The sequence below is a fragment of the Streptomyces sp. HUAS YS2 genome, assembly GCF_033343995.1.
Lineage (GTDB): Bacteria > Actinomycetota > Actinomycetes > Streptomycetales > Streptomycetaceae > Streptomyces > Streptomyces solicathayae.
In genome coordinates, this window is record NZ_CP137573.1 from 5,845,185 (window position 1) to 5,865,974 (window position 20,790).

22 protein-coding genes and 1 riboswitch are annotated in these 20,790 nt (G+C 72.3%); of the genes, 10 read left to right on the plus strand and 12 right to left on the minus strand.

All coding sequences use genetic code 11. The features are described from left to right. The first annotated feature begins 135 nt into the window (after positions 1 to 135). The gene (locus R2D22_RS27085) at positions 136 to 1,164 is read left to right on the plus strand and encodes a 6-phosphofructokinase (protein WP_318107292.1); all 1,029 of its coding nucleotides are present in this window, start codon (positions 136 to 138) and stop codon (positions 1,162 to 1,164) included. A gap of 90 nt (positions 1,165 to 1,254) precedes the next feature. Next, positions 1,255 to 2,271 (plus strand): 2-hydroxyacid dehydrogenase, encoded by a 1,017-nt coding sequence (locus tag R2D22_RS27090; protein WP_318107293.1) that lies wholly within the window; start codon positions 1,255 to 1,257, stop codon positions 2,269 to 2,271. Here R2D22_RS27090 and R2D22_RS27095 read toward each other — a convergent pair. Both R2D22_RS27095 and R2D22_RS36155 read right to left on the minus strand, forming a co-directional pair. Beyond that, positions 2,268 to 4,139, minus strand: coding sequence for an anthranilate synthase family protein (locus R2D22_RS27095; protein WP_318107294.1), 1,872 nt, complete (start codon positions 4,137 to 4,139; stop codon positions 2,268 to 2,270). The two genes, R2D22_RS27090 and R2D22_RS27095, sit on opposite strands and share 4 nt — an antisense overlap. Positions 4,140 to 4,236: 97 nt before the next feature. Continuing rightward, positions 4,237 to 4,293, minus strand: a complete 57-nt coding sequence (locus tag R2D22_RS36155) for a trp operon leader peptide (protein ID WP_078513512.1) — start codon at positions 4,291 to 4,293, stop codon at positions 4,237 to 4,239. A gap of 92 nt (positions 4,294 to 4,385) precedes the next feature. On the opposite strand from R2D22_RS36155, the gene R2D22_RS27100 reads away from it, so the two are divergent. Both R2D22_RS27100 and R2D22_RS27105 read left to right on the plus strand, forming a co-directional pair. Next, entirely contained in the window at positions 4,386 to 5,738 is a 1,353-nt protein-coding gene (locus tag R2D22_RS27100; protein WP_318107295.1) for a class II 3-deoxy-7-phosphoheptulonate synthase, read from the plus strand. A gap of 120 nt (positions 5,739 to 5,858) precedes the next feature. Continuing rightward, positions 5,859 to 6,104, plus strand: coding sequence for a (2Fe-2S)-binding protein (locus tag R2D22_RS27105; RefSeq protein WP_318107296.1), 246 nt, complete (start codon positions 5,859 to 5,861; stop codon positions 6,102 to 6,104). Positions 6,105 to 6,120: 16 nt separating this feature from the next. On the opposite strand, the gene bfr is transcribed toward R2D22_RS27105, so the two are convergent. Continuing rightward, the gene (gene bfr / locus R2D22_RS27110) at positions 6,121 to 6,597 is read right to left on the minus strand and encodes a bacterioferritin (RefSeq protein ID WP_318107297.1); all 477 of its coding nucleotides are present in this window, start codon (positions 6,595 to 6,597) and stop codon (positions 6,121 to 6,123) included. Between the two features lie 155 nt (positions 6,598 to 6,752). Here bfr and R2D22_RS27115 point away from each other — a divergent pair, with 155 nt between their 5' ends. After that, a complete protein-coding gene (locus R2D22_RS27115; protein WP_318107298.1) occupies positions 6,753 to 7,382 on the plus strand; it encodes a sulfite oxidase-like oxidoreductase in 630 nt (209 codons plus the stop codon). A 29-nt stretch (positions 7,383 to 7,411) separates the two neighbouring features. Here the strand turns inward: R2D22_RS27115 and R2D22_RS27120 are convergent, their stop codons facing one another. The 6 genes from R2D22_RS27120 to thiO all read right to left on the minus strand — a co-directional run bounded on the left by R2D22_RS27120 (position 7,412) and on the right by thiO (position 13,153). After that, a complete protein-coding gene (locus R2D22_RS27120; protein WP_318107299.1) occupies positions 7,412 to 8,044 on the minus strand; it encodes a DUF4396 domain-containing protein in 633 nt (210 codons plus the stop codon). An 82-nt stretch (positions 8,045 to 8,126) separates the two neighbouring features. Next, positions 8,127 to 8,978, minus strand: coding sequence for a deoxyribonuclease IV (locus tag R2D22_RS27125; protein WP_318107300.1), 852 nt, complete (start codon positions 8,976 to 8,978; stop codon positions 8,127 to 8,129). A 6-nt stretch (positions 8,979 to 8,984) separates the two neighbouring features. Next, positions 8,985 to 10,907, minus strand: coding sequence for a Stk1 family PASTA domain-containing Ser/Thr kinase (gene pknB / locus R2D22_RS27130; protein ID WP_411977083.1), 1,923 nt, complete (start codon positions 10,905 to 10,907; stop codon positions 8,985 to 8,987). Positions 10,908 to 10,986: 79 nt separating this feature from the next. Beyond that, positions 10,987 to 11,781 (minus strand): thiazole synthase, encoded by a 795-nt coding sequence (locus R2D22_RS27135; RefSeq protein ID WP_318107301.1) that lies wholly within the window; start codon positions 11,779 to 11,781, stop codon positions 10,987 to 10,989. A 5-nt stretch (positions 11,782 to 11,786) separates the two neighbouring features. Further along, positions 11,787 to 11,993 (minus strand): sulfur carrier protein ThiS, encoded by a 207-nt coding sequence (gene thiS, locus R2D22_RS27140; RefSeq protein WP_318107302.1) that lies wholly within the window; start codon positions 11,991 to 11,993, stop codon positions 11,787 to 11,789. Further along, positions 11,990 to 13,153: a glycine oxidase ThiO gene (gene thiO, locus R2D22_RS27145; protein ID WP_318107303.1), complete on the minus strand. Its 1,164-nt coding sequence runs from the start codon at positions 13,151 to 13,153 to the stop codon at positions 11,990 to 11,992. The genes thiS and thiO overlap by 4 nt, the downstream gene beginning before the upstream one ends. Then, positions 13,151 to 13,263: riboswitch (TPP riboswitch) on the minus strand. (Overlaps the previous gene by 3 nt.) A 195-nt stretch (positions 13,264 to 13,458) precedes the next feature. Between thiO and R2D22_RS27150 the strand changes: the two genes are divergently transcribed. The 5 genes from R2D22_RS27150 to R2D22_RS27170 all read left to right on the plus strand — a co-directional run bounded on the left by R2D22_RS27150 (position 13,459) and on the right by R2D22_RS27170 (position 17,755). Next, on the plus strand, positions 13,459 to 14,625 hold the full coding sequence (locus tag R2D22_RS27150; protein WP_362738811.1) for an NAD(P)/FAD-dependent oxidoreductase: 1,167 nt from the start codon (positions 13,459 to 13,461) through the stop codon (positions 14,623 to 14,625). A 43-nt stretch (positions 14,626 to 14,668) separates the two neighbouring features. Then, on the plus strand, positions 14,669 to 15,034 hold the full coding sequence (locus R2D22_RS27155) for an Rv2175c family DNA-binding protein (RefSeq protein WP_318107305.1): 366 nt from the start codon (positions 14,669 to 14,671) through the stop codon (positions 15,032 to 15,034). Between the two features lie 86 nt (positions 15,035 to 15,120). Further along, positions 15,121 to 15,771, plus strand: a complete 651-nt coding sequence (thiE, locus tag R2D22_RS27160) for a thiamine phosphate synthase (protein ID WP_318107306.1) — start codon at positions 15,121 to 15,123, stop codon at positions 15,769 to 15,771. Positions 15,772 to 15,921: 150 nt separating this feature from the next. After that, positions 15,922 to 16,839, plus strand: coding sequence for a methylenetetrahydrofolate reductase [NAD(P)H] (gene metF, locus R2D22_RS27165; protein WP_318107307.1), 918 nt, complete (start codon positions 15,922 to 15,924; stop codon positions 16,837 to 16,839). Between the two features lie 55 nt (positions 16,840 to 16,894). Beyond that, on the plus strand, positions 16,895 to 17,755 hold the full coding sequence (locus R2D22_RS27170; protein ID WP_318107308.1) for a hypothetical protein: 861 nt from the start codon (positions 16,895 to 16,897) through the stop codon (positions 17,753 to 17,755). Here the strand turns inward: R2D22_RS27170 and R2D22_RS27175 are convergent. The 3 genes from R2D22_RS27175 to R2D22_RS27185 all read right to left on the minus strand — a co-directional run bounded on the left by R2D22_RS27175 (position 17,749) and on the right by R2D22_RS27185 (position 20,782). Further along, positions 17,749 to 19,158, minus strand: coding sequence for a phytoene desaturase family protein (locus tag R2D22_RS27175; RefSeq protein ID WP_318107309.1), 1,410 nt, complete (start codon positions 19,156 to 19,158; stop codon positions 17,749 to 17,751). The two genes, R2D22_RS27170 and R2D22_RS27175, sit on opposite strands and share 7 nt — an antisense overlap. Before the next feature lie 10 nt (positions 19,159 to 19,168). Next, positions 19,169 to 19,783: a DUF4126 domain-containing protein gene (locus tag R2D22_RS27180; RefSeq protein ID WP_318107310.1), complete on the minus strand. Its 615-nt coding sequence runs from the start codon at positions 19,781 to 19,783 to the stop codon at positions 19,169 to 19,171. Between the two features lie 387 nt (positions 19,784 to 20,170). Further along, positions 20,171 to 20,782 carry a TetR/AcrR family transcriptional regulator gene (locus R2D22_RS27185; protein ID WP_318107311.1) on the minus strand — a complete coding sequence of 204 codons (612 nt, stop codon included), beginning with the start codon at positions 20,780 to 20,782 and terminating at the stop codon, positions 20,171 to 20,173. Positions 20,783 to 20,790 lie beyond the last annotated feature (8 nt).

Genomic DNA, 20,790 nt, shown 5'->3' on the forward strand with positions numbered 1-20,790 from the left:
ACTCGATCGAGTGGAAATAGGGCGGTCAACTGCCGTCGATCTGCCCGGAATTCACCTTTCCTGCCGTGTCTGTGGTGACGCGGGTCACACTAGCGTGACCCGCATACGTCACCCACGACGGCGAAGGGACCTTCCATGCGGGTCGGAGTACTGACCGGGGGCGGCGACTGCCCCGGCCTCAACGCGGTCATCCGCGGCATCGTCCGCAAGGGCGTGCAGGAGTACGGCTACGAGTTCACCGGCTACCGGGACGGCTGGCGCGGCCCGCTGGAGGGCTACAGCGTGCCGCTCGACATCCCCGCCGTCCGCGGCATCCTGCCGCGCGGCGGCACCGTCCTCGGCTCCTCGCGCACCAACCCGCTGCGCGAGGAGAACGGCATCCGCCGGATCAAGGACAACCTCGCCAAGGCCGAGATCGACGCGCTGATCGCGATCGGCGGCGAGGACACCCTCGGGGTCGCGGCCACGCTCTCCGACGAGTACGGCGTGCCCTGCGTCGGCGTGCCCAAGACCATCGACAACGACCTGTCCGCCACCGACTACACCTTCGGCTTCGACACCGCCGTCGGCATCGCCACCGAGGCCATCGACCGGCTGCACACCACCGCCGAGTCCCACATGCGGGTCCTGGTCGTCGAGGTCATGGGCAGGCACGCGGGCTGGATCGCGCTGCACTCCGGCCTGGCCGGCGGGGCGAACGTCATCCTCATCCCCGAGCAGCGCTTCGACGTCGAGCAGGTCTGCGCCTGGGTGACCTCCCGGTTCAAGGCCTCGTACGCGCCGATCGTCGTCGTCGCGGAGGGCGCGATGCCCAAGGACGGGGACATGGTCCTCAAGGACGGCACGCTGGACTCCTTCGGGCACGTCCGGCTGTCCGGCGTCGGCGAGTGGCTGGCCAAGCAGATCGAGCAGCGCACCGGCAAGGAGGCCCGGACCACGGTCCTCGGCCACGTCCAGCGCGGCGGCACCCCGAGCGCCTTCGACCGCTGGCTCGCCACCCGCTTCGGGCTGCACGCCATCGACGCGGTCCGGGACGGCGACTTCGGCAAGATGGTCGCCCTGCGCGGCACGGACATCGTCCGCGTCCCGATCGGCGAGGCCACCGCGAAGCTCAAGACGGTCGACCCCGCGCTCTACCAGGAGGTCGGCGTCTTCTTCGGCTGACGCCCGGGCCGTGGCCCGCGCGCCTCCTCCGGGGTGGTCGTATATTCGCCGGTGACCGGACAAATACGGCACAAACCCCGGAGGGGCGTCGTGGAGATCCTGGCATTCGGCGTACAGGCCGACGAGAAGCCGCTGCTGGAGGCCGCCTTCGAGGGCCACCACGAGGTGCGCTGTCTGGACGTCTTCCTCAACGAGGACACCGCGCCGATCGCGGCCGGCTACGAGATCGTCTCGACGTCCGTCAACGCGGACCTCGGCGCTCGCGTGCTGCGCACCCTCGCCGCCGGCGGTACGAAACTGATCGCCCAGCGCTCCACCGGCTTCAACAACATCGACCTCGGCGTCGCCCAGCAACTGGGCCTGACCGTCGCCCGCGTCGCGCACTACTCCCCGTACTCGGTCGCCGAGTTCGCCTGGACGCTGGCCATGGCGGTCAACCGGCGGATCGTGCGCGCCGCCACCCGGACCCGCGACTTCGACTTCCGGCTCGACGGGCTCATGGGTCGTGACCTGCACGGCAGCACGGTCGGCGTGCTCGGCACCGGCAGGATCGGCGAGGCGTTCACCCGGATCGCCCACGGCTTCGGCACCCGGCTGCTCGGCTGGGACATCACGGAGAACCCGGTCTGCGTCGCCCTCGGCATGACGTACACCGACAAGGAACGGCTCTTCGCCGAGTCCGACCTGATCAGCCTGCACGTGCCGCTGACACCGGCCACCCGGCACCTCGTCGACGGGCGCGCCCTCAAGTCGATGAAGGACGACGCGATCCTGGTGAACTCCAGCCGCGGCGGCCTGATCGACACCGACGCCCTCGTCGGCGAGCTGCGCGCGGGCCGGTTCACCGGCGTCGGGCTCGACGTGTACGAGGCGGAGGCCGGGCTCTTCTTCCAGGACAGGTCCCTGGAGGTCGTCGAGGACGACACCCTCGCCCGGCTGGTCACCTTCCCCAACGTGGTCGTCACCTCGCACCAGGCGTACTACACCGAGGAAGCGGTCGCCCAGATCGTCGCCGCGACCCTCCAGAACGTCCTCGACCACACCGCGGGCCGGCGCGGCGAGAACGTCCTGGTCCCGGCCGCCGTCGTCCAGGAGGGCGACGACTAGACGAGCACCCCCGCCAGCAGCGAGGCCGTCACCGCGGCCCCGTCCATCGTCAGCACCGACTCCGGATGGAACTGCACGGAGGCGAAGCCGGGCCCGCGCAGCGCGTGCACCTCGCCGGTCTCCGCGTCCCGGCTCACCTCGATGCGGTGCAGCGCCAGCTCGGTGGCCGTCCGGTCGTCGCAGCGGGCGGTGAAGCTGTTGTAGAAGCCGACCGTCTGCTCCTGCCCGAACAGATCGATCCGCACCTGCGCCCCCTGGAACGGCGTGCGCTTGCGGACGATGTCCAGCCCCAGCTCCGCCGCGATCAGCTCGTGCCCCAGGCAGACCCCGAGCAGACCGTAACGGTGGTCCCGGACGAGATCGGCGGTCAGGCCGCGCAGGAACCGCATCTTCGGGTCGGCCGCGTCGCCCGGGTCGCCCGGCCCCGGGCCCAGCACCACCGGGCCCTCGTGCGCGAGCGCCAGCTCCCGCAGCCCCGGCTCGTCGTAGCGGAGCACCGAGACCTCCAGGCCGGAGGAGCGCAGCAGATGCGCCAGCATCGCGGTGAAGGTGTCCTCGGCGTCGATCACCAGCGCGTGCCCGGTCAGCTCCGCGGATCGGACCTGCATCTTCAGCCAGAACGGCGCCAGGTCGGCCCGCCGGGCGTCAAGCGCGGCCCGCACCCGCGGATCGTCCGCCAGTCGCGGCGGTACGGGCCCGGTCGCCTCGGCCGGCCTCCCCGGCCGCACCCCCAGAGCGGCCAGCACGCCCGCTGCCTTCGCGTGCGTCTCGGCGACCTCGGACGCCGGGTCGGAGTGCCGGACCAGCGTCGCCCCGACGGGCACCCGCAGCGTCCCGTCCGCCGCGATGTCCGCCGTCCGGATCAGGATGGGGGAGTCCAGGGTCTGCGCCCCGTTGGCGTCCGTCCCCAGCAGCGCCAGCGCACCCGCGTAGTAGCCCCGCCCACCGACTTCGTGGCGCTCGATCACCCGGCAGGCGTTCTGCACCGGGGACCCGGTGACGGTGGCCGCGAACATCGTCTCGCGCAGCACCTCCCGCACGTCCAGCGACGACCGCCCGCGCAGCTCGTACTCCGTGTGGGCGAGGTGCGCCATCTCCTTGAGCCGTGGCCCGATCACCACCCCGCCCATGTCGCCGACGGTGCACATCATCTTCAGCTCCTCGTCGACGACCATGGAGAGCTCCTCGGTCTCCTTGCGGTCGGCGAGGAACTCCAGCAGGTCCTCGGGCGTCGGCGCGGCCCCGGCCGGGTAGCGGTACGTCCCGCTGATCGGGTTCATCACGACGGTGCCTCCCGACATCCGGACGTGCACCTCGGGGCTCGCCCCGACCAGCGTCCGGTCCCCGGTGTGCACGACGAACGTCCAGTACGCGCCCCGCTCACCCGCCAGCAGCCGGTGGAACAGGGCGAGCGCGTCGGCCCGCCCGAAGCCCGGGATCTCGCCGGTGTAGGTGCGGCGGATCACGAAGTTCGCGCCCTCGCCCGAGCCGATCTCCTCGTCGATCACCCGCCGCACGATCCGGCCGTACTGCTCGTCGGAGACGTCGAAGCCGCCGCCCTCCACCCGCACGTCGTGCGTCGGGAGCTGCGCGAGCGCGTCGGCGAGCGGCAGCTCGTACGCCTCCTCGGCGACCAGCACCGACAGCGGCGTGCCGTCGTCACGGACGTCGAAGCCGCGCTCGCGGATCTGCCGGAACGGCACGAGCGCCAGCGTCGGCAGCTCCCGTACGGGCAGGTCGGCGAGGCGCTCGGCCTCGTGCACCGCGCCGATCAGCACCTCGACGGTGTCGTGGTCGCGACCCGGGGTGCGGCGGCGCAGCAGGGCGAACGGGGGGCAGGAGTCGTCCAGCAGACGGGACAGGTCCATGCGTGCGTTCCTTCCATCGGAGTGAGGGAGGAACGGCCCGGGAAAACGAAGAAGGCCGCCCCTCGGGCGGCCTTCGCGTGTGTCGGTGTACGCGCAGTCAGTGGGCCGCCGGATGAGCGGTCCACCACCAGTTCTGGGTCGTCTGCGCGAACATGGGGGTGATCGTAACGCATGATTCGAGTCAGGTCCGTCTCATCCATCGGTCACTGGCGTGGACGGAGCAATTCGACACGTACTGTGGGATGCGTGACCGTGAACGCTGAATCCCACGCCGTCGCCAAGGCGACCTGGCGAGACCTGCCCGCGGCGCAGCAGCCCGAGTACCCCGATGCCGAGGCTCTGCGCGATGTGATCGCGGACCTCGAGTCGTATCCTCCGCTCGTCTTCGCCGGCGAGTGCGACCAGCTGCGCGCCCGGATGGGAGCCGTCGCCCGTGGCGAGGCGTTCCTGCTCCAGGGCGGCGACTGTGCCGAGGCCTTCGACGCCGTGTCCGCCGACCACATCCGGGCCAAGCTCAAGACGCTGCTCCAGATGAGCGCCGTCCTCACCTACGCGGCCTCCGTGCCCGTGGTGAAGGTCGGCCGCATCGCGGGGCAGTACTCGAAGCCCCGCTCCAAGGGGACCGAGACCCGCGACGGGGTGACCCTGCCGACCTACCGCGGCGACTCCGTCAACGGGTTCGACTTCAACGAGAAGGCCCGTGTTCCCGACCCCGAGCGCCTGAAGCGGATGTACAACGCGTCCGCCTCCACGCTCAACCTGGTACGCGCCTTCACCACCGGCGGTTACGCCGACCTGCGCCAGGTGCACGCCTGGAACCAGGACTTCGTGAAGTCGTCCCCGTCGGGCCAGCGCTACGAGCAGCTGGCGCGCGAGATCGACAACGCGCTGAACTTCATGAAGGCCTGTGGCACCGACCCGGCCGAGTTCCGCGCGGTCGAGTTCTACGCCTCCCACGAGGCGCTGCTGCTCGACTACGAGGGCGCCCTCACGCGTACCGACTCGCGCACCGGCAAGCTGTACGACACCTCCGGCCACATGGTCTGGATCGGTGAGCGCACCCGCCAGCTCGACCACGCCCACGTCGAGTTCGCCTCGCAGATCGCGAACCCGATCGGCATCAAGCTGGGCCCGACGACCTCGGTCGACGAGGCGCTCACGTACATCGACCGCCTGGACCCGGACCGCGAGCCGGGCCGGCTGACCTTCATCGTCCGCATGGGCGCCGACAAGGTCCGGGACAAGCTCCCGGAGCTCGTCGAGAAGGTCACCGCCTCCGGCGCGGTCGTCGCCTGGGTGACCGACCCGATGCACGGCAACACCTTCGAGGCGGCCTCGGGCCACAAGACCCGCCGCTTCGACGACGTGCTCGACGAGGTCAAGGGCTTCTTCGAGGTCCACAAGGAGCTCGGCACCCACCCGGGCGGCATCCACGTGGAGCTCACCGGCGACGACGTCACGGAGTGCGTGGGCGGCGGCGACGAGATCTTCGTCGACGACCTGCACCAGCGCTACGAGACGGCCTGCGACCCGCGGCTCAACCGCAGCCAGTCGCTGGACCTGGCCTTCCTGGTGGCGGAGATGTACCGCGATCAGTAAGTAGCTTCCTACGACTGTGGGGCGCGGATCCATGTGATCCGCGCCCCACAGTCTTTTCCGGTCTTTACACCTGAGGGTCGCCGGGTAAGGTTAGGTTAGCCTTATCGATCTCGGCGGGAGGTGAACCGCGTGTACGTCTGCTCGTGCTTCGGCGTGACGGAGAAGCAGGTCAAGGAGCACGCGGACGCGGGCGCCTGCACCCCTCGCCAGATAGCCTCCGCCTGCAAGGCCGGAACCGACTGCGGCTCGTGTGTACGGCGCATTCAGGCCATTCTCGGGCGCGGCAACTGTCCGCGACGGGATCTGGTCGAGCAGGGGCTGCCGGCCCTCACCTCGTCCCCTGAGGGCCTCTCCGAAGCCGCCTGAGCCGCCGCTCGGCCGGTCAGCTCGGCTGCTCGATCAGCGTCGAGATGTACAGCGCCTCACCCAGGCTCTCGATCAGCTCCAGCTGGGTGTCGAGATAGTCGATGTGGTGCTCCTCGTCGGCCAGGATCTCCTCGAAGAGGTTGGCGGACGTGATGTCGTTCTTGGCCCGCATGACCTCGATGCCGCGCTTCAGCCGGTCGATCGCCTCGACCTCGACCTGCCGGTCCGCCTCGAACATCTCCTTGACCGTCTGACCGACGCGCACGTGGAAGAGCCGCTGGTAATTGGGCAGGCCGTCGAGCATCAGGATGCGCTCGGTCAGCTTGTCCGCGTGCTTCATCTCGTCGATGGACTCCTCGCGGGTGTACTTCGCGAGCTTCGTCCAGCCCTTGTTGTCCTGGATGCGGTAATGCAGCCAGTACTGGTTGATGGCCGTCAGTTCACCGGTCAGCTGCTCGTTGAGGAACTCGAGGACTTCGGTGTCGCCCTGCATCGCAGCGGCTCCTTCCACGCATGTCACTGGGCAGAATGGGCGCATCCTCGCACCGGGGATGGGGAGCGTCCAGTAAGTACACGCTTAGTAGCTCTTGCCCGGTTGGGGTGCGCCCTGGTCATGACCACCCCTCCCGGTCTGTCACCATGGATGACATGGGTCAGCCGGACAGCGGAGAGCGGGAAGCAGGGCAGTCGGAACTTCCTCCGGGGCAGCGGCTGCAGCGCGGCTGGCCGGTCACCCACTACGGCCCGGTGCCGCGGTTCAAGCCGGACCGCTGGGAGTTCCGGGTCTTCGGCGCGACCGCGGACGGCGAGAAGCGCTGCTGGAACCACGAGGAGTTCTCGGCCCTGCCGTTCTCCACGGTGGTTGCCGATCTGCACTGCGTCACGAAATTCAGCATGGTGGGGGCCGAATGGGGTGGGGTGCCCGCCCGGACGATCCTCGAACTCGCCCCGCCGGCGCCGAACGTCACCCACGTCATGGTCTGGGCCGAGTACGGCTTCAGCGCCAATCTGCGGCTCTCCGACTTCGACTCGGACCGCACGATCTTCGCCACCCACAAGGACGGCGAGCTGCTCACCGCCGAACACGGCTTCCCACTGCGGCTCGTCGTGCCGCACCTGTACGCCTGGAAGGGGCCCAAGTGGGTCCGCGGCGTGGAGTACATGACCGCCGACCGGCGCGGCTTCTGGGAGGAGCGCGGGTACCACAACATCGGTGACCCGTGGACCGAGCAGCGGTACTCGTACCAGGAAGAACCGGGCGACGGTCCCGAACTCTGACCGGCGCCCGATTCGTCGCTGACCGATGGTCAGTGGTGGTACTGGTGGACCACGGCGTGGCCCTTGCCGCGGCCGATCATCCACTTGTTGACCGGAGTGGTGAGGACGAACGCCGCGCCGAGCGCGATGGCGAGGACGATCCAGAACAGCGCGTCGGTCAGGTGCGCGTCCATGGCGCCGGGCCACAGGGCGATGACGCCGTTGTCGATGATCTCCATGACCGCGATGGACAGCGTGTCGGCGGCGAGCGCGACCTTGAAGGCGGTCCTGAAGTCGACCCCGGCCTTCAGGATCCCGCGCAGGGTGAGCGCGTAGCCGAAGAAGAACGCCAGGACGATGGCGAGGGCCATCGTCGGCATGTTGCCCCAGCCGAGCGCGGTGCCGATGATCATGCCGAGGATCTCGCCGATGGCGCAGCCGGTGAGGCAGTGCAGCGTCGCCTGCGCGGCCATCGCCCAGGACACCTTGCCGCCGTGCTGGTGATGGGCGTGGGCGTCGTGTCCGGCGTGCGCGCCGTGGTCGGCGTGCGCACCGTGGTTGTCGTGGCCCGCGTGCGCGGTGTGGTCGTGACCGGCGTGCTGGGCGTGCTGGGCGTGCTGGGCGTGGTCGTGGTGGCCCTCGTGGCCGTGCCGGTCGTGCGCCGCGTGCGTTTCGTGCTGCATGAGAAGGCCCCCAACGTCAGGTAGCGGTTCCTGCGTACAGCAGGAACCGTATACCCCCCTGGGGTATTCCTCAACAGGAATTTCAGTCGCGGAGCTCCTTCAGCCGCGCGATGTCCGCGGCGTGACCCTCCCGGCCGCCCGGAGTCTCGATGATCAAGGGCACGTTCTCGGTGGCCGGATGCTTCATCAGCTCGCGGAACGGCTCCGCGCCGATGTTCCCCGCCCCGATGTTGGCGTGCCGGTCCTTGTGGGCGCCGACGACGTCCTGGGAGTCGTTGGCGTGGATCAGCTTCAGGCGTCCTTCGCCGACCGTCTCCACCAGCAGGTCCAGCGTCTGGATCATGCCGTGCGGGCCCGCCAGGTCGTGGCCTGCCGCGAAGATGTGGCAGGTGTCGAGGCAGACGCCCAGCTTGGGATGGTGGTCCAGGGCCTCGAAGTACGGGCCGAAGTCCCAGGTGCGGGAGCAGAGCGAGGATCCCTGGCCGGCCGTGGACTCCAGGAGCAGGAACGGGTCGTCGTCGTGCGTCAGCTCGTCGAGCAGCGGCCGCATCCGCTCCCGTACCTGCGCCAGCGCCTCCGCGCGCGGCCGGCCGCCGGTCGCGGAGCCCGTGTGCACGACCACGCCCAGCGCCCCGATCTCCCGGCCCCGGCGCAGCGAGTGACGCAGCGACTCGACGGAGCGGTCCACGGTGGCCTCGGTGTGCGAGCCGAAGTTGATCAGGTAGGGGGCGTGCACGTACGCGGGTATGTCCTCGGCCGCGCACTGCTCGCGGAACAGTTCGTCCTGCGCCGGGTTGCCCGGCGGGGTCGCCCAGCCGCGCGGATTGGCGACGAAGACCTGGACGGTCTCGGCGCGCAGCTCGCGGGCATAGCCCAGGCCGACCTTGGCGAGGCCGCCGGCCACGGGGACGTGGCCGCCGACGGGGTTGCGCATGAGTCTCTAGATTCCCTTGGTCTTGAGGGTGATCGTGCTGCCCTCGGGGGCGGTGCCGGTCGGGTCCTGGCTCGCGACGGTCGTCCCGAGGTACGGGAAGGTCCGCTGGACCTTCACCTCGAAGCCCAGGCCCTCCAGGGCCGCCCGCGCCTCGTCCACGTCCTTGCCGGTGACGTCGGGGACCGTGATCATGCGGGGGCCCTTGGAGACGGTCAGAGTGATCACGTCACCCGCGGCCGCCCGGCTGCCCTCGGCGAGGGACTGGGCGGCGACCGAGCCGGCCGCCTCGGGGGAGAACACCTGCTCGGGGGCGACCTTCACCTTCAGCCCGGCGTCACGGAGGGTCGTGGTGGCCTCGGAGACGGACTCGCCGGTGACGTCCGGGACGTCGACCGGGACGCCCTTGCTGACGACCAGGGCGACGGCGGAGTCGGGGCGGCGCTCGGTGCCCGGCTCCGGGTCTGAGCTGATCACCGCGCCCTGCGGGATGTCCTGGCTGAACGCCTGGGTGATCACGCCGGGCACCAGGCCGTCGGCGGCCAGCAGCTTCTTCGCCTCGGCGAGACGCTTGCCCTTGAGGTTCGGCACCTTCACGATCTCGGGGCCGCGGGAGATCGTCAGCGTCACCGCGTCGTTGCCGCGGATCCGCTCGCCCGGGTCCGGGTCGGTGTCCATGACGGTGCCGCGGGCGTACGCGTCGCTGAAGGCGCGCTTGGTCGAGGCGACGTCGAGCCCGGAGTCGGCGAGCCGCTTCGTGGCCTCGGCCTCGGTCCGGCCGAGCACGCTCGGGACGCGGGTGAACTGCCCGGAGTTGATGTACCAGACGCCGGAGCCGATCCCGAGGACGAGCAGCACCGCGAGGACCGCGACGAGCGGGCCGCGGCGCCGGAACGCCGGAAGGGGCCCGGGGGCCGGGGCGGGCGCCGGGGGCTCCGGCGGGGGCGCGGCGAGCCGCGAGGTGGCGGAGGGCCGCGGGATGACGGTGGTGCGGTCGTCCGTGTCGGTGGGCTCCGCCTCGGGGTGCGCCTGCGGCGGGACCAGGTCCAGCTGCTCGTCGGTGAGGGTGGCGCGGGCCTCCCGGGTCCACGCCAGCAGCGCCACCGCGTCGTACGGGCGGACGTCGGGGTTCCGGGCGGTCGCGCCCGCGACCAGCTCGTCCAGTTCGAGGGCGAGGCCGGGCACGGCGGCGGACGGGGCCGGGACGTCCGTGTTCAGGTGCCGGTAGAGGACCTGGGCGGGGGTGTCGCCGGTGTGCGGCTTGCCGCCGGTCAGCATCTCGTACAGCACGACGCCGCAGGCGTACACGTCGGCGCGGGTGTCCGCGGTGCCGTGCTCGATCTGCTCCGGGGCGAGGTAGGACACGGTGCCGAGGACGGTGTCGGTGGTGTTCGTGGTGGAGCCGACGGCCCGTACGAGACCGAAGTCGGCGACCTTGACCCGGCCGTCGTCCCCTATCAGGACGTTCTCCGGCTTCATGTCCCGGTGCACGAACCCGGCCCGGTGGGCGGCGCCGAGCGCGGCGAGCACCGGCTCCAGGACGTCCAGCGCGGCCCGCGGCTGCAGCGCGCCGCGCTCGCGCAGCACGTCGCGCAGCGTGCAGCCGGCCACGTACTCCATGGCGAGGTACACGTACGCGCCGTCCGCGCCCTGGTCGAAGACGCCGACCACGTTGGGGTGCGAGAGCCGGGCGACGGACTTCGCCTCGCGGATGAACCGCTCGACGAACGACGCGTCGGTGGCGAGGTCGGGGTGCATGACCTTCAGCGCGAGCACGCGGTCGAGGCGGGTGTCCATGGCCCGGTAGACGGTGGCCATCCCGCCGACGGCGATGCGCGCGTCGACGCGGTAGCGGCCGTCGAGCAGCTGTCCGACGTTGGGGCCTCCCCAGCCCGAAGGGCTAGGGGAAGGGTCCTTGAGGGTCGTGTCCACGGCGTCGAGTCTACGAGCCGTCCGGAGCCCCTCCGCGCGTCACAGCGGCACTGCAGCGCAGCTGTGACGCGCGGGGGCCTCAGAACGCCGGCCGCTCCGGGTCGAGCGCGGCGCGGCCCTCGTGCGGGGAGGACGCCTCGGCGAAGTGGCGGCGGGGGATGCGGCCCGCCCGGTACGCCAGCCGGCCGGCCTCCACCGCGTACCGCATCGCGGACGCCATCCGGACCGGCTCCTGGGCGCGGGTGACCGCCGAGGCGAGCATCACCGCCGCGCAGCCCAGCTCCATCGCCAGGGCCGCGTCCGACGCGGTGCCCGCGCCCGCGTCCAGGATCACCGGCACGCCGGCCTGCTCGACGATCAGCTGGAAGTTGTGCGGGTTGCGGATGCCCAGGCCGGAGCCGATCGGCGAGCCCAGCGGCATGATCGCCGCGCAGCCCACGTCCTCCAGCTTCTTCGCGAGGACCGGGTCGTCGTTGGTGTACGGCAGCACGGTGAAGCCGTCGTCCACCAGCGTCTCGGCGGCGTCCAGCAGCTCCACCGCGTCCGGCAGCAGGGTCCGCTCGTCGGCGACGACCTCCAGCTTGACCCACTCCGTGCCGAGCGCCTCCCGGGCGAGCCGGGCCGTCAGCACGGCCTCGCCCGCCGTGAAGCAGCCCGCCGTGTTCGGCAGCACCCGGATGCCCAGCCTGTCCAGGACGGAGAGGACCGAGCCCTGCACCGTCGGGTCGAGGCGGCGCATCGCCACCGTCGTCAGCTCCGTCCCGCTCGCCACCAGCGAGCGTTCCAGGACGTCGAGGCTGGGCGCGCCGCCCGTCCCCATGATCAGCCGGGAGGAGAACTCGGTCCCGCCCAGCACGAACACGTCGTCGGCCATCGCGCTCACCCTCCCTGCACGGCGGTGAGGACCTCGACCCGGTCGCCCTCGCCGAGGACGGTCGCGGACCACTCGCTGCGCGGCACGACCGCCTCGTTGACGGCCGCGGCCACCCCGGACGGGGACGTCGTCAGCGTCGCGACGAGCGCGTCGAGCGCGACGGGGCCGGAGAGCTCGCGCGGCTCCCCGTTGACAGAGACCTTCAGACTCATGCGGGCTGCTCCTGACGTACGGAGGAGAAACGGCGGGGGCTGAACGGGCGCGCCTCTTCCGGCAGCACCCCGGTGGCCAGGACCTCGGCCATCACGTCGCCCGTGACGGGCGTCAGCAGCACCCCGTTGCGGTAGTGCCCGGTCGCCAGCAGCAGTCCGGGCAGCGCGGTCGCGCCGAGCAGCGGCGCGTTGTCGGGGGAGCCGGGGCGCAGCCCGGCGCGGGTCTCGGTGAGCGGCAGTTCGGTGAGGCCGGGCACCAACTCGTGCGCGTCGCGCAGCAGTTCGTACACCCCGCCCGCGGTCACCGTGGTGTCCCAGCCCAGCTCCTCGCTGGTCGCGCCGACGACCAGCTCGCCGTTCTCCCGGGGCACCAGGTAGACATGGCTGCCGCGCACCACGGCGCGGACCGTCCGGGACAGGAACGGCGCGTACGCGGGCGGCACGGTCAGCCGCAGGACCTGCCCCTTGACCGGCCGCACCGGCGGGAGCACCTCCTCCGGGACGCCGTCGAGCCGGCCGCTCAGGCTGCCCCCGGCCAGCACGACCTGGTCGGCCGCCGCCTCCGTCCCGCCGGCGAGCACGGCGCCCGCCGCCCGGTCCCGTACCACCGTCAGACGCTCGGCCCAGGACCGGTGGAAGACCACCCCGGCCCGCTCGCAGGCGGTGACCAGCGCGTCGGCGAGCCGCCGCGGGTCCACCTGGTGGTCCCCGTCGACCCGCAGCCCGCCGCGCACCCCCGGCGCCAGCATCGGCTCCAGGCGCCGGCACTCGCGACCGCTCAGCCACTCCGACTGCAGGCCGCAGCGGGTCTGCAGGGCGTGCAGTTCGCGCAGGTGCGCCCGGTCGTCGGCGTCGAGGGCGACGGCGAGCGTGCCGCAGGCGCGGTAGCCCACGTCCTGGCCGGTGGCGTCGGCGAGTTCGGCGACGAAGTCCGGGTAGCGGCGCGCGGAGGCCAGATTGAGGCCCAGCAGCGTCTCCTCGCCGTAGTGGAGTTCGGTGACCGCGGCCAGCATTCCGGCCGCGACCCGCGCGGCGCCGCCGCCCGGCTCCGGGTCGGCGACCGCGGTGCGCAGCCCGCGCAGGGCCGCGCGCCAGGCCGTGACCAGGCCGATGATCCCGCCCCCGACGACGAGGACATCCGATTCGGTACGTGCGTGCATGGGCGTCCAGCCCCTCCCTTCGCCGGCATGACCCGGATCAGGTTCGTACGGTCGGAGGCCGCCCAGCCTCCCTCTCAGCCCGGTGCGTCCGGGCTCCCGCGTGTGCTCTACGTCGACGGTCAGCCTAACCCCAGCCGTCCGGGGGCTGTAAGGGCGGGACCGGCGGGGCGGGAGGGGAGCGCCCGGCCACGGGTCGGACCACGGGCCGGACCACCCGACTTCCTGACGAGTCGTCAGATGCGTAAGGTGGACGGGTGAGCGAGCAGAAGCAGGCACCCCAGCATGTCGTCGTCGTGGGCGCGGGCATGGCCGGCGTCCAGACCGCCGTCGCCCTGCGCGAGCAGGGCTTCACCGGGACCGTCACCCTCATCGGCGCCGAACCTCACCAGCCCTACGACCGGCCGCCGCTGTCCAAGGCGGTCCTCCTCGGCAAGGCGGAGGGCTCCGCCTTCGACATCGACTTCGAGGCCCTCGACGTCGAGCTGCGCCTCGGCGTCGAGGTGACCGGGCTGCGCGCGGACGCCCACGAGGTCGACACCGAGGCCGGCCCCGTCCCGTACGACGTGCTCGTCCTCGCCACCGGGGCGAACCCGGTCACCCTGCCGGGCTCGGAGGGCGTCCCCGGCGTGCACCTGCTGCGCACCCTCGACGACGCCGTCCGCCTCGGGCCCGTCCTGGAGCGCCGGCACGACATCGTGGTGGTCGGCGCCGGCTGGATCGGCGCCGAGTTCGCCACCGCCGCCCGCCAGGCCGGCTGCGCCGTCACCGTCGTCGAGGCCGCCGACCGGCCGCTCGCCGGAGCGCTGCCCGACGACGTCGCCGGGCCGATGGCCGACTGGTACGCCGAGAGCGGCGCCGAGCTCGTCACCGGCGCGCGCGTCGCGCGGGTCGCCCCCGGCGAGGTCGTCCTCGACGACGGCCGCACGCTGCCCGCGGACGCCGTCGTCGTCGGCATCGGCGCCCGGCCCGCCACCCGCTGGCTGGACGGCTCCGGCATCGCGCTCGGCGCGGACGGCTCGGTCACCGCCGACGACCGGCTGCGCACCTCGCTGCCCGACGTGTACGCGGTCGGCGACTGCGCCTCCTTCCCGTCCGCCCGCTACGGCGAACGGCTCCTCGTCCACCACTGGGACAACGCGCTGCAGGGCCCGCGCACCGTCGCCGCCGGGATCGCCGACGGACCGGCCGCCCCGCCGTACGACCCGGTGCCGTACTTCTGGTCCGAGCAGTTCGGCCGCTTCGTCCAGTACGCCGGGCACCACGCGCACGCCGACGCCGAGGTCTGGCGCGGCGGCCCCGACGACGCCTCCTGGTCGGTGCTCTGGCTGCGCGAGGGGGTCCCCGTCGCCCTCCTCGCGGTCGGCCGGCCGCGCGACCTGGCCCAGGGGCGCAAGCTGATCGAGGCGGGCACCCCGGTCGATCCGGAGCGCGCCGCCGACCCCGCCGTCCCTCTGAAGGCCGCAGCCCGGTAGGGCCCGACTACCGGCTGTCAGTCCGGGATGGCAGGCTTGTCCCGTGACCGAGATTGACGCAAAGACCGATGCTCTCGTCCCCGCCTGGCTCTACCTCCCCGACATCGCCGAAATGCTCGACGTCGAGGTGACGCGCGTGCGCCAGCTGGTCAAGGAGGGCCAGCTCATCGCCGTGCGCCGCGGTGAGAACCGGGCTCTGCAGGTGCCTGCCGCCTTCATCGACGGCGACAAGGTGGTCAAGGGCCTCAGTGGCACCCTGACCCTGCTGAAGGACGACGGCTTCACCGACGAAGAAGCGCTGGAGTGGCTGTTCACTCCGGACCCGACCCTGCCGGGCACGCCCGCGCAGGCCCTCAGCGAGAATCGCGGCACCGAGGTGAAGCGCCGCGCCCAGGCGCTCGCCTTCTGACGCCGTCAAGGAACGACCGACAGGCGGTGCGCGGTCCGGGTGACGCCCGGACCGCGCACCGCCGCACCACCCGGGGGGAACGCCTCATGTCCACGCCTCGCGCCCAGCTGTCCGACGCCCGGCTCTACCTGTGCACGGACGCCCGCAAGCGCCAGGGCGACCTGCTCGCGTTCCTCGACGCCGTGCTCTCCTCGGGCGTGGACATCGTCCAGCTGCGCGACAAGGGCATGGAGGCCGGCGAGGAGCTGGAGCACCTCGCCGTGTTCGCCGACGCCTGCCGCCGGCACGGCAAGCTGCTCGCCGTGAACGACCGGGCCGACGTCGCCCACGCCATCGGCGCCGACGTGCTGCACCTCGGCCAGGGCGACCTGCCGGTGCCGGCCGCCCGCGCGATCCTCGACGCGGGGGTGCTGATCGGCCGTTCCTGCCACGCCGAGTCCGAGGCCGCCGCCGCGGCCGTGGAGCCCGGCGTCGACTACTTCTGCACCGGCCCCTGCTGGCCCACCCCGACGAAGCCCGGCCGCTACGCCCCGGGCCTCGACCTCGTCCGGTACGCGGCCTCGCTCCCGCAGGACCGGCCGTGGTTCGCCATCGGCGGCATCGACGCGTCGAATCTGGACGAAGTTCTGGACGCCGGAGCCCGCCGGATCGTCGTCGTCCGGGCGATCACCGAGGCCGACGACCCGGCCGCGGCCGCCGCGGATCTGGCGAAGCGGGTCCGCGACCGGCTCGCCTAGCCCCCCGGCGGGCGGAATCCCTCGTCCCTCGTCCGGCCGTGTCCAGCGCTGGTCCAGCCGGCGTCCAGCCCTGCTCCAGAGGTGTCCAAAAAACTGTCCAGCCCGTGGACTCCCCTTCGTCCGTACATGGACCCCGTCTAACCTGCCCCTATGGCTCTAGGAACCGCGTCCACCCGCTCCGACCGTGCCCGCACGGTCCGCGACATCCTCGCGTCCGGCAAGACCTCGTACTCGTTCGAGTTCTACGCGCCCCGGACGGAGAAGGGCGAGCGGAGCCTGTGGAACGCGCTGCGGCGCGTGGAGGCGGTGGGCCCGAGCTTCGTCTCGGTGACCTACGGCGCCGGCGGCTCGACCCGCGGCGGCACCGTCAAGGCCACCCAGGAGATCGCCGCCGACACCACCCTCACCCCGGTCGCGCACCTCACCGCCGTCGACCACTCGGTCGCCGAACTGCGCAACGTCCTCGGCCAGTACGCGGACGCCGGGATCCGGAACATGCTGGCGCTGCGCGGCGACCCGCCGGGCGACCCGCTCGGCGAGTGGATCGAGCACCCCGAGGGTGTCCGGTACGCCGCCGACCTGGTGCGGCTGATCAAGGAGTCCGGGGACTTCTGCGTCGGCGTCGCGGCCTTCCCCGAGATGCACCCCCGGTCCTCCGACTGGGACACGGACATCCGGCACTTCGTGGACAAGTGCCGCGCCGGCGCGGACTACGCCATCACCCAGATGTTCTTCGATCCCGAGAACTATCTGCGGCTGCGCGACAGTGTCCAGCGGGCCGGCTGCGAGACGCCGATCATCCCTGAGGTCATGCCCGTTGTGAACGCCCGGACGCTCGACCGGCTGCCCCAGCTGAGCAACGCGGCGTTCCCGGCGGACGTGAAAGAACGGATGCTCGCCGTCAAGGACGATCCCGCCGCTGTACGCTCCATCGGTATCGAGTTCGCGACCGAGTTCTGCGCGCGTCTGCTCTCCGAGGGTGTCCCGGGGCTGCACTTCATCACGCTGAACAACTCGACCGCGACGCTCGAGATCTACGAGAATCTCGGACTGCACGAGCAGTCGTGACCGGCCGTAACCGCCCCGACCCGCGGCGACGGCCGCAGGAGAGGGGCGGGCGGGCATGGGGTGGACGGTTCTCTACATCGCGTTCGGGATCGTCGCGCTGTGGCTGCTCGGTGAGGTCCTGCTCCAGTACAAGGCGCGGCTGCGCTGGCGGCTGCTGGCCTTCAGCGGCTTCCTGTGCGTCGTGCTCGGGGTGCTGCTCCCGTCGATTCTGGTGATCATCGCGGGCGCGATCGCGTTCGCCGTCGGCCAGACGTATGTCACGCTCTCCTACCGCCGCGGCTTCTCCACCGGCTGGGCGCTCGGCGGCAGCCCCGGCGCGAGCCGCCGCCGCAGGTCCGGCCGGGCCCCCGACGAGGGCCCGCGCCTGGAGGTCACCGAGCTCGCGTACGAGCCGGCCGAGCCCGCCCCGGACGAGCCCGCGGCCGTCTACGCCACCGAGCCGATGCCCGACGACACCGGCCAGTACGGCATCTACGACACCTCGTACGACCAGGGGCAGGGCCGGGCCGGCGCGGGGCAGGGTTACGGCGAGGGCTACGGCACCGGATACGACACCTACCAGCCCGGTTACGACCAGCAGCCCGGTTACGACCAGCAGCCCGGGTACGCCCAGCAGCCCGGGTACGACTACGGCACCGGCGCCCCGCAGCAGCAGTACGCCGCCTACTCGGACCCGTACATCGGCCCCGGCACCGACCAGCAGTACGCCGCGTACGACTACGGCACCGGCGGCGGCCAGCAGAGCTACGCCGACCCGTACGGCCCGCCGTACGGCTACGACACCCCGCCCGGTGGCGTGTGGGTGCCGCAGCAGCGGGACGGCGAGCAGCCGCCCCATCCGCAGCCGCCCGCGCAGCCGCCGCAGTCGCCGCAGTACGGCTACTACGACCAGGACCAGCAGCAGTACCGCTACTGAGAGCCGCGGAAGTCCGCGCCCTCCACGATCAGCCCCGACACCAGCGCGCCCGACATGCCCGCGTGGGCGAGCCCGCCGCCCGGGTGTGCCCAGCCGCCGGCGAAGTACAGGCCGGGCAGCGGGGACACGTTGCCGGCGGGCAGGTGCCGGCCGTCGGCGCCGCCCAGCGCGGGGCCCGGCACCTCGGCCGAGCCCGTCTCCCGCAGAGTGTCGTCCGGGGTGCGGACCTCGTGGTGGAGCAGTCGCTCGCGCAGTCCCGGGATCGCCGACTCGGCGGCCCCCAGCATCCGTTCCGCGTACTCCGCCCAGTCCTGTCCGGGTGCGGTGGACACCGTCGCCGTGACCGTCGCCGCCTCGTGCGCGTCGTCCGGGACCAGCGCCGGGTCCCCGGGCCGCAGCACCGTCACCGTGGGCCGTCCGGCCGCGGCGTGCACGACCGTGCGGTGCACCGCGTCCGGCTCCCGCCCGCCGCGCAGCGCCAGACAGAGGACGACCCGGCCCGTGCCCGGAGACCCGTGGCGCGGCCGGCCGCCCAGGTCGTCCAGCGCGGGCACGCGTGCGCCCGCGACTACGTGGTCCGCGTCGACGACCGTCCCGTCGGCCAGCTCGATCCCCGCCGCCCGGCCGTCCTTCGTCCGCACGCCGGTGACCTCGGCGCCGAGGGCGAACTCCACCCGGCGGGCCACGCACCGCTCGTACACCGCGTCCGCGAGCGCCCGGACGCCACCGCTCACGTACCAGCTGCCGAAGGTCTGCTCCATGTACGGCAGGACGGCCGCCGCGGCCGGCGCGGTCGACGGGTCGAAGCCGTAGGACCAGGCGTACGCGTCGAGCAGCGCCACCAGCCGGGGGTCGCGCAGCTCCCGCGCGCCGACCTGGGCCAGCGTGGTCGTGGGCCGGCGCAGGAAGCCCGCCTTCGGAGCGGGGTACGGCTCCCGGCCGAGCCGGGCCACGTCCGCGGGCTGCGGCTCCTCCAGGAGCGGCCGGCGGGTCCGGTCCCAGGCCTCGCGGGCCCGCACCAGGAACTCGCCCCACCGCTCGCCCGCGCCGCCGCCGAGCGCCGTGTCCAGGGCGGCGACCGTGCCGGCGCGGGAAGCGTTCGGCAGGTCCACGGAGACGCCGTCGGCGAAGACGTGTCGGCTCGCCGGGTCGACCTGGGTCAGCTCGACGCGGCTCTCCAGGGGCTCCTTGCCCGTCTTCACGAACAGGTCCCGGTACACCGCCGGCAGGTGCAGCAGCCCGGGGCCGGTGTCGAAGGCGAAGCCGTCCCGCTCGAAGCGGCCGACGGCCCCGCCGTACGTCGACGTGCGCTCGAACACCGTCACCCGGTGCCCCGCCACGGCCAGTCGGGCCGCCGCGGCCATCGCGCCCAGACCTGCCCCGATCACTGCGATTCGTGCCATGCCGGCGATTTTATGGGCCGCCCCCGACGCCCTCGCGGGCGAGGCGTTTCTCCTCGCGGCGCTGGGCCCGCCGGCGCAGGAACCGCCGGATCCGCGAGACCAGGAAGATCAGTATCACCAGACCCAGGCCGAGCAGCACCGCAGCGATGATCGCCGCGGCCTCCGGGTTGAATATGGCGAAGGTGACCAGCCCCGCTACGCCCAGGTCCTCCGCGATGCTCATCCCGACGTTGGTGAACGGCTCCGGCGAGGTGTTGATCGCCATCCGGGTGCCCGCCTTGACCAGATGGCTCATCAGCGCCGTCGAACCGCCGACGGCCGCCGCCGCCAGCTCCGGCAGCGACCCGGTCTCGCCGGCCAGCAGCGCGCCCAGGACGGCCCCGGCGACCGGCCGGACCACCGTGTGGACGGAGTCCCAGGCGGAGTCGACGTACGGGATCTTGTCGGCCACCGCCTCGCACAGGAACAGCACACCGGCCGCCACCAGGACATCGGTGCGCTGCAGGGCGGCGGGGACCTCGTCGGAGACGCCGGTCACGCCGAAGACGCCGAGGAGGAGGACCACCGCGTACGCGTTGATCCCGCTCGCCCAGCCGCTGGTGAAGACCAGGGGGAGTACGGACACGGACGTGATCGTAACCAGCCGGGGCGCGGCGCGTATGGGCGTTCGGACGGAGACCTGAGTATCCGTACCTAGTCGCCAGGATGAGTAGGCATGCGGATGGGCCCGGACCTGGGCGGAAGGGAGAGTGGAGACCACGGAAGGGGCGCGGGCCCGCACCGCCGTCACGGGGCGGCGGAACGGGCCCGCGCACCAGCCGGAACGGGGGTGCCACGGGGCACACGGGGGCACGGGGTGCCACGGGGCACGAAAAGGCGCCGGTTCGGCGAGGCTCGGGGGGATCGAGCCTCGCCGGACCGGCGTCGTGCGTTCCGCGTTCTTTGCCCGGATTTCCGCGCCCGGGGGGGGCGAGCCTGGTGTTCCGCGCCCAGGGGTTCTTCGCCGGTCGGGCTACGGCTTGCCGCCGACCCGGCCGTGCAGCAGCAGCGACAGCGCGCTGTGTACGTCGTCCAGGGAGCGCTCGGGCTGGAAGGCCCGCCAGTCCAGCGCGGCCACCAGCACCATGCCGACCAGCGCCGCCGCGGTCAGCGGGACGTCGATCTCCTCGCTCAGCTCGCCGGACGCGACGCCCTCGCGCAGTACGCCCTCCACCACCGCGACGGCCTGCTCGCGGACCACCATCAGGGTGGAGTTCCAGGTCCGGTTGGTGCGCCAGAGCTCGGCGACGTACAGCTGCGTGAAGGACGGGTAGCGCTCGATGAAGACCAGGCCGGCCCGGGTCATCGCGTCCAGCGCGTCGACCCGGGAGCCGCCGCGGGCGGCGGTCTCCTCGGCCGCCGTACGGAGCGAGGCGGTCAGCAGGCCGACGCCGTGCCGCAGCAACTCCTCGAACAGCTCGTTCTTGCTCTTGAAGTTGTAGTAGACCGTGCCCTTGGCGACGCCCGCCCGCTCGGCGATCTCGTCCACCGTGGTGGCCGAGAAGCCCTGCTCCGCGATGAGCGTCACGGCCGCCTCGTACAGCTTGGCCCGGGTGGCCTGGCGTCTGGTGCTGCTGCTGTCCATGAGCCCGA

Bases quoted from the DNA above. Each gene is read 5' to 3' on its own strand.
- bfr (WP_318107297.1), bottom strand. From the start codon at position 6,597: ATGCAGGGCGACACCGAAGTCCTCGAGTTCCTCAACGAGCAGCTGACC.
- metF (WP_318107307.1), top strand. From the start codon at position 15,922: ATGGCTCTAGGAACCGCGTCCACCCGCTCCGACCGTGCCCGCACGGTC.
- R2D22_RS27115 (WP_318107298.1), top strand. From the start codon at position 6,753: ATGGGTCAGCCGGACAGCGGAGAGCGGGAAGCAGGGCAGTCGGAACTT.
- R2D22_RS27125 (WP_318107300.1), bottom strand. From the start codon at position 8,978: ATGCGCAACCCCGTCGGCGGCCACGTCCCCGTGGCCGGCGGCCTCGCC.
- thiS (WP_318107302.1), bottom strand. From the start codon at position 11,993: ATGAGTCTGAAGGTCTCTGTCAACGGGGAGCCGCGCGAGCTCTCCGGC.
- R2D22_RS27095 (WP_318107294.1), bottom strand. From the start codon at position 4,139: ATGGACCTGTCCCGTCTGCTGGACGACTCCTGCCCCCCGTTCGCCCTG.
- R2D22_RS27150 (WP_362738811.1), top strand. From the start codon at position 13,459: ATGGCCGGCGTCCAGACCGCCGTCGCCCTGCGCGAGCAGGGCTTCACC.
- R2D22_RS27120 (WP_318107299.1), bottom strand. From the start codon at position 8,044: ATGCAGCACGAAACGCACGCGGCGCACGACCGGCACGGCCACGAGGGC.
- R2D22_RS27085 (WP_318107292.1), top strand. From the start codon at position 136: ATGCGGGTCGGAGTACTGACCGGGGGCGGCGACTGCCCCGGCCTCAAC.
- thiE (WP_318107306.1), top strand. From the start codon at position 15,121: ATGTCCACGCCTCGCGCCCAGCTGTCCGACGCCCGGCTCTACCTGTGC.
- R2D22_RS27135 (WP_318107301.1), bottom strand. From the start codon at position 11,781: ATGGCCGACGACGTGTTCGTGCTGGGCGGGACCGAGTTCTCCTCCCGG.
- R2D22_RS27175 (WP_318107309.1), bottom strand. From the start codon at position 19,158: ATGGCACGAATCGCAGTGATCGGGGCAGGTCTGGGCGCGATGGCCGCG.
- R2D22_RS27170 (WP_318107308.1), top strand. From the start codon at position 16,895: ATGGGGTGGACGGTTCTCTACATCGCGTTCGGGATCGTCGCGCTGTGG.
- thiO (WP_318107303.1), bottom strand. From the start codon at position 13,153: ATGCACGCACGTACCGAATCGGATGTCCTCGTCGTCGGGGGCGGGATC.
- R2D22_RS27185 (WP_318107311.1), bottom strand. From the start codon at position 20,782: ATGGACAGCAGCAGCACCAGACGCCAGGCCACCCGGGCCAAGCTGTAC.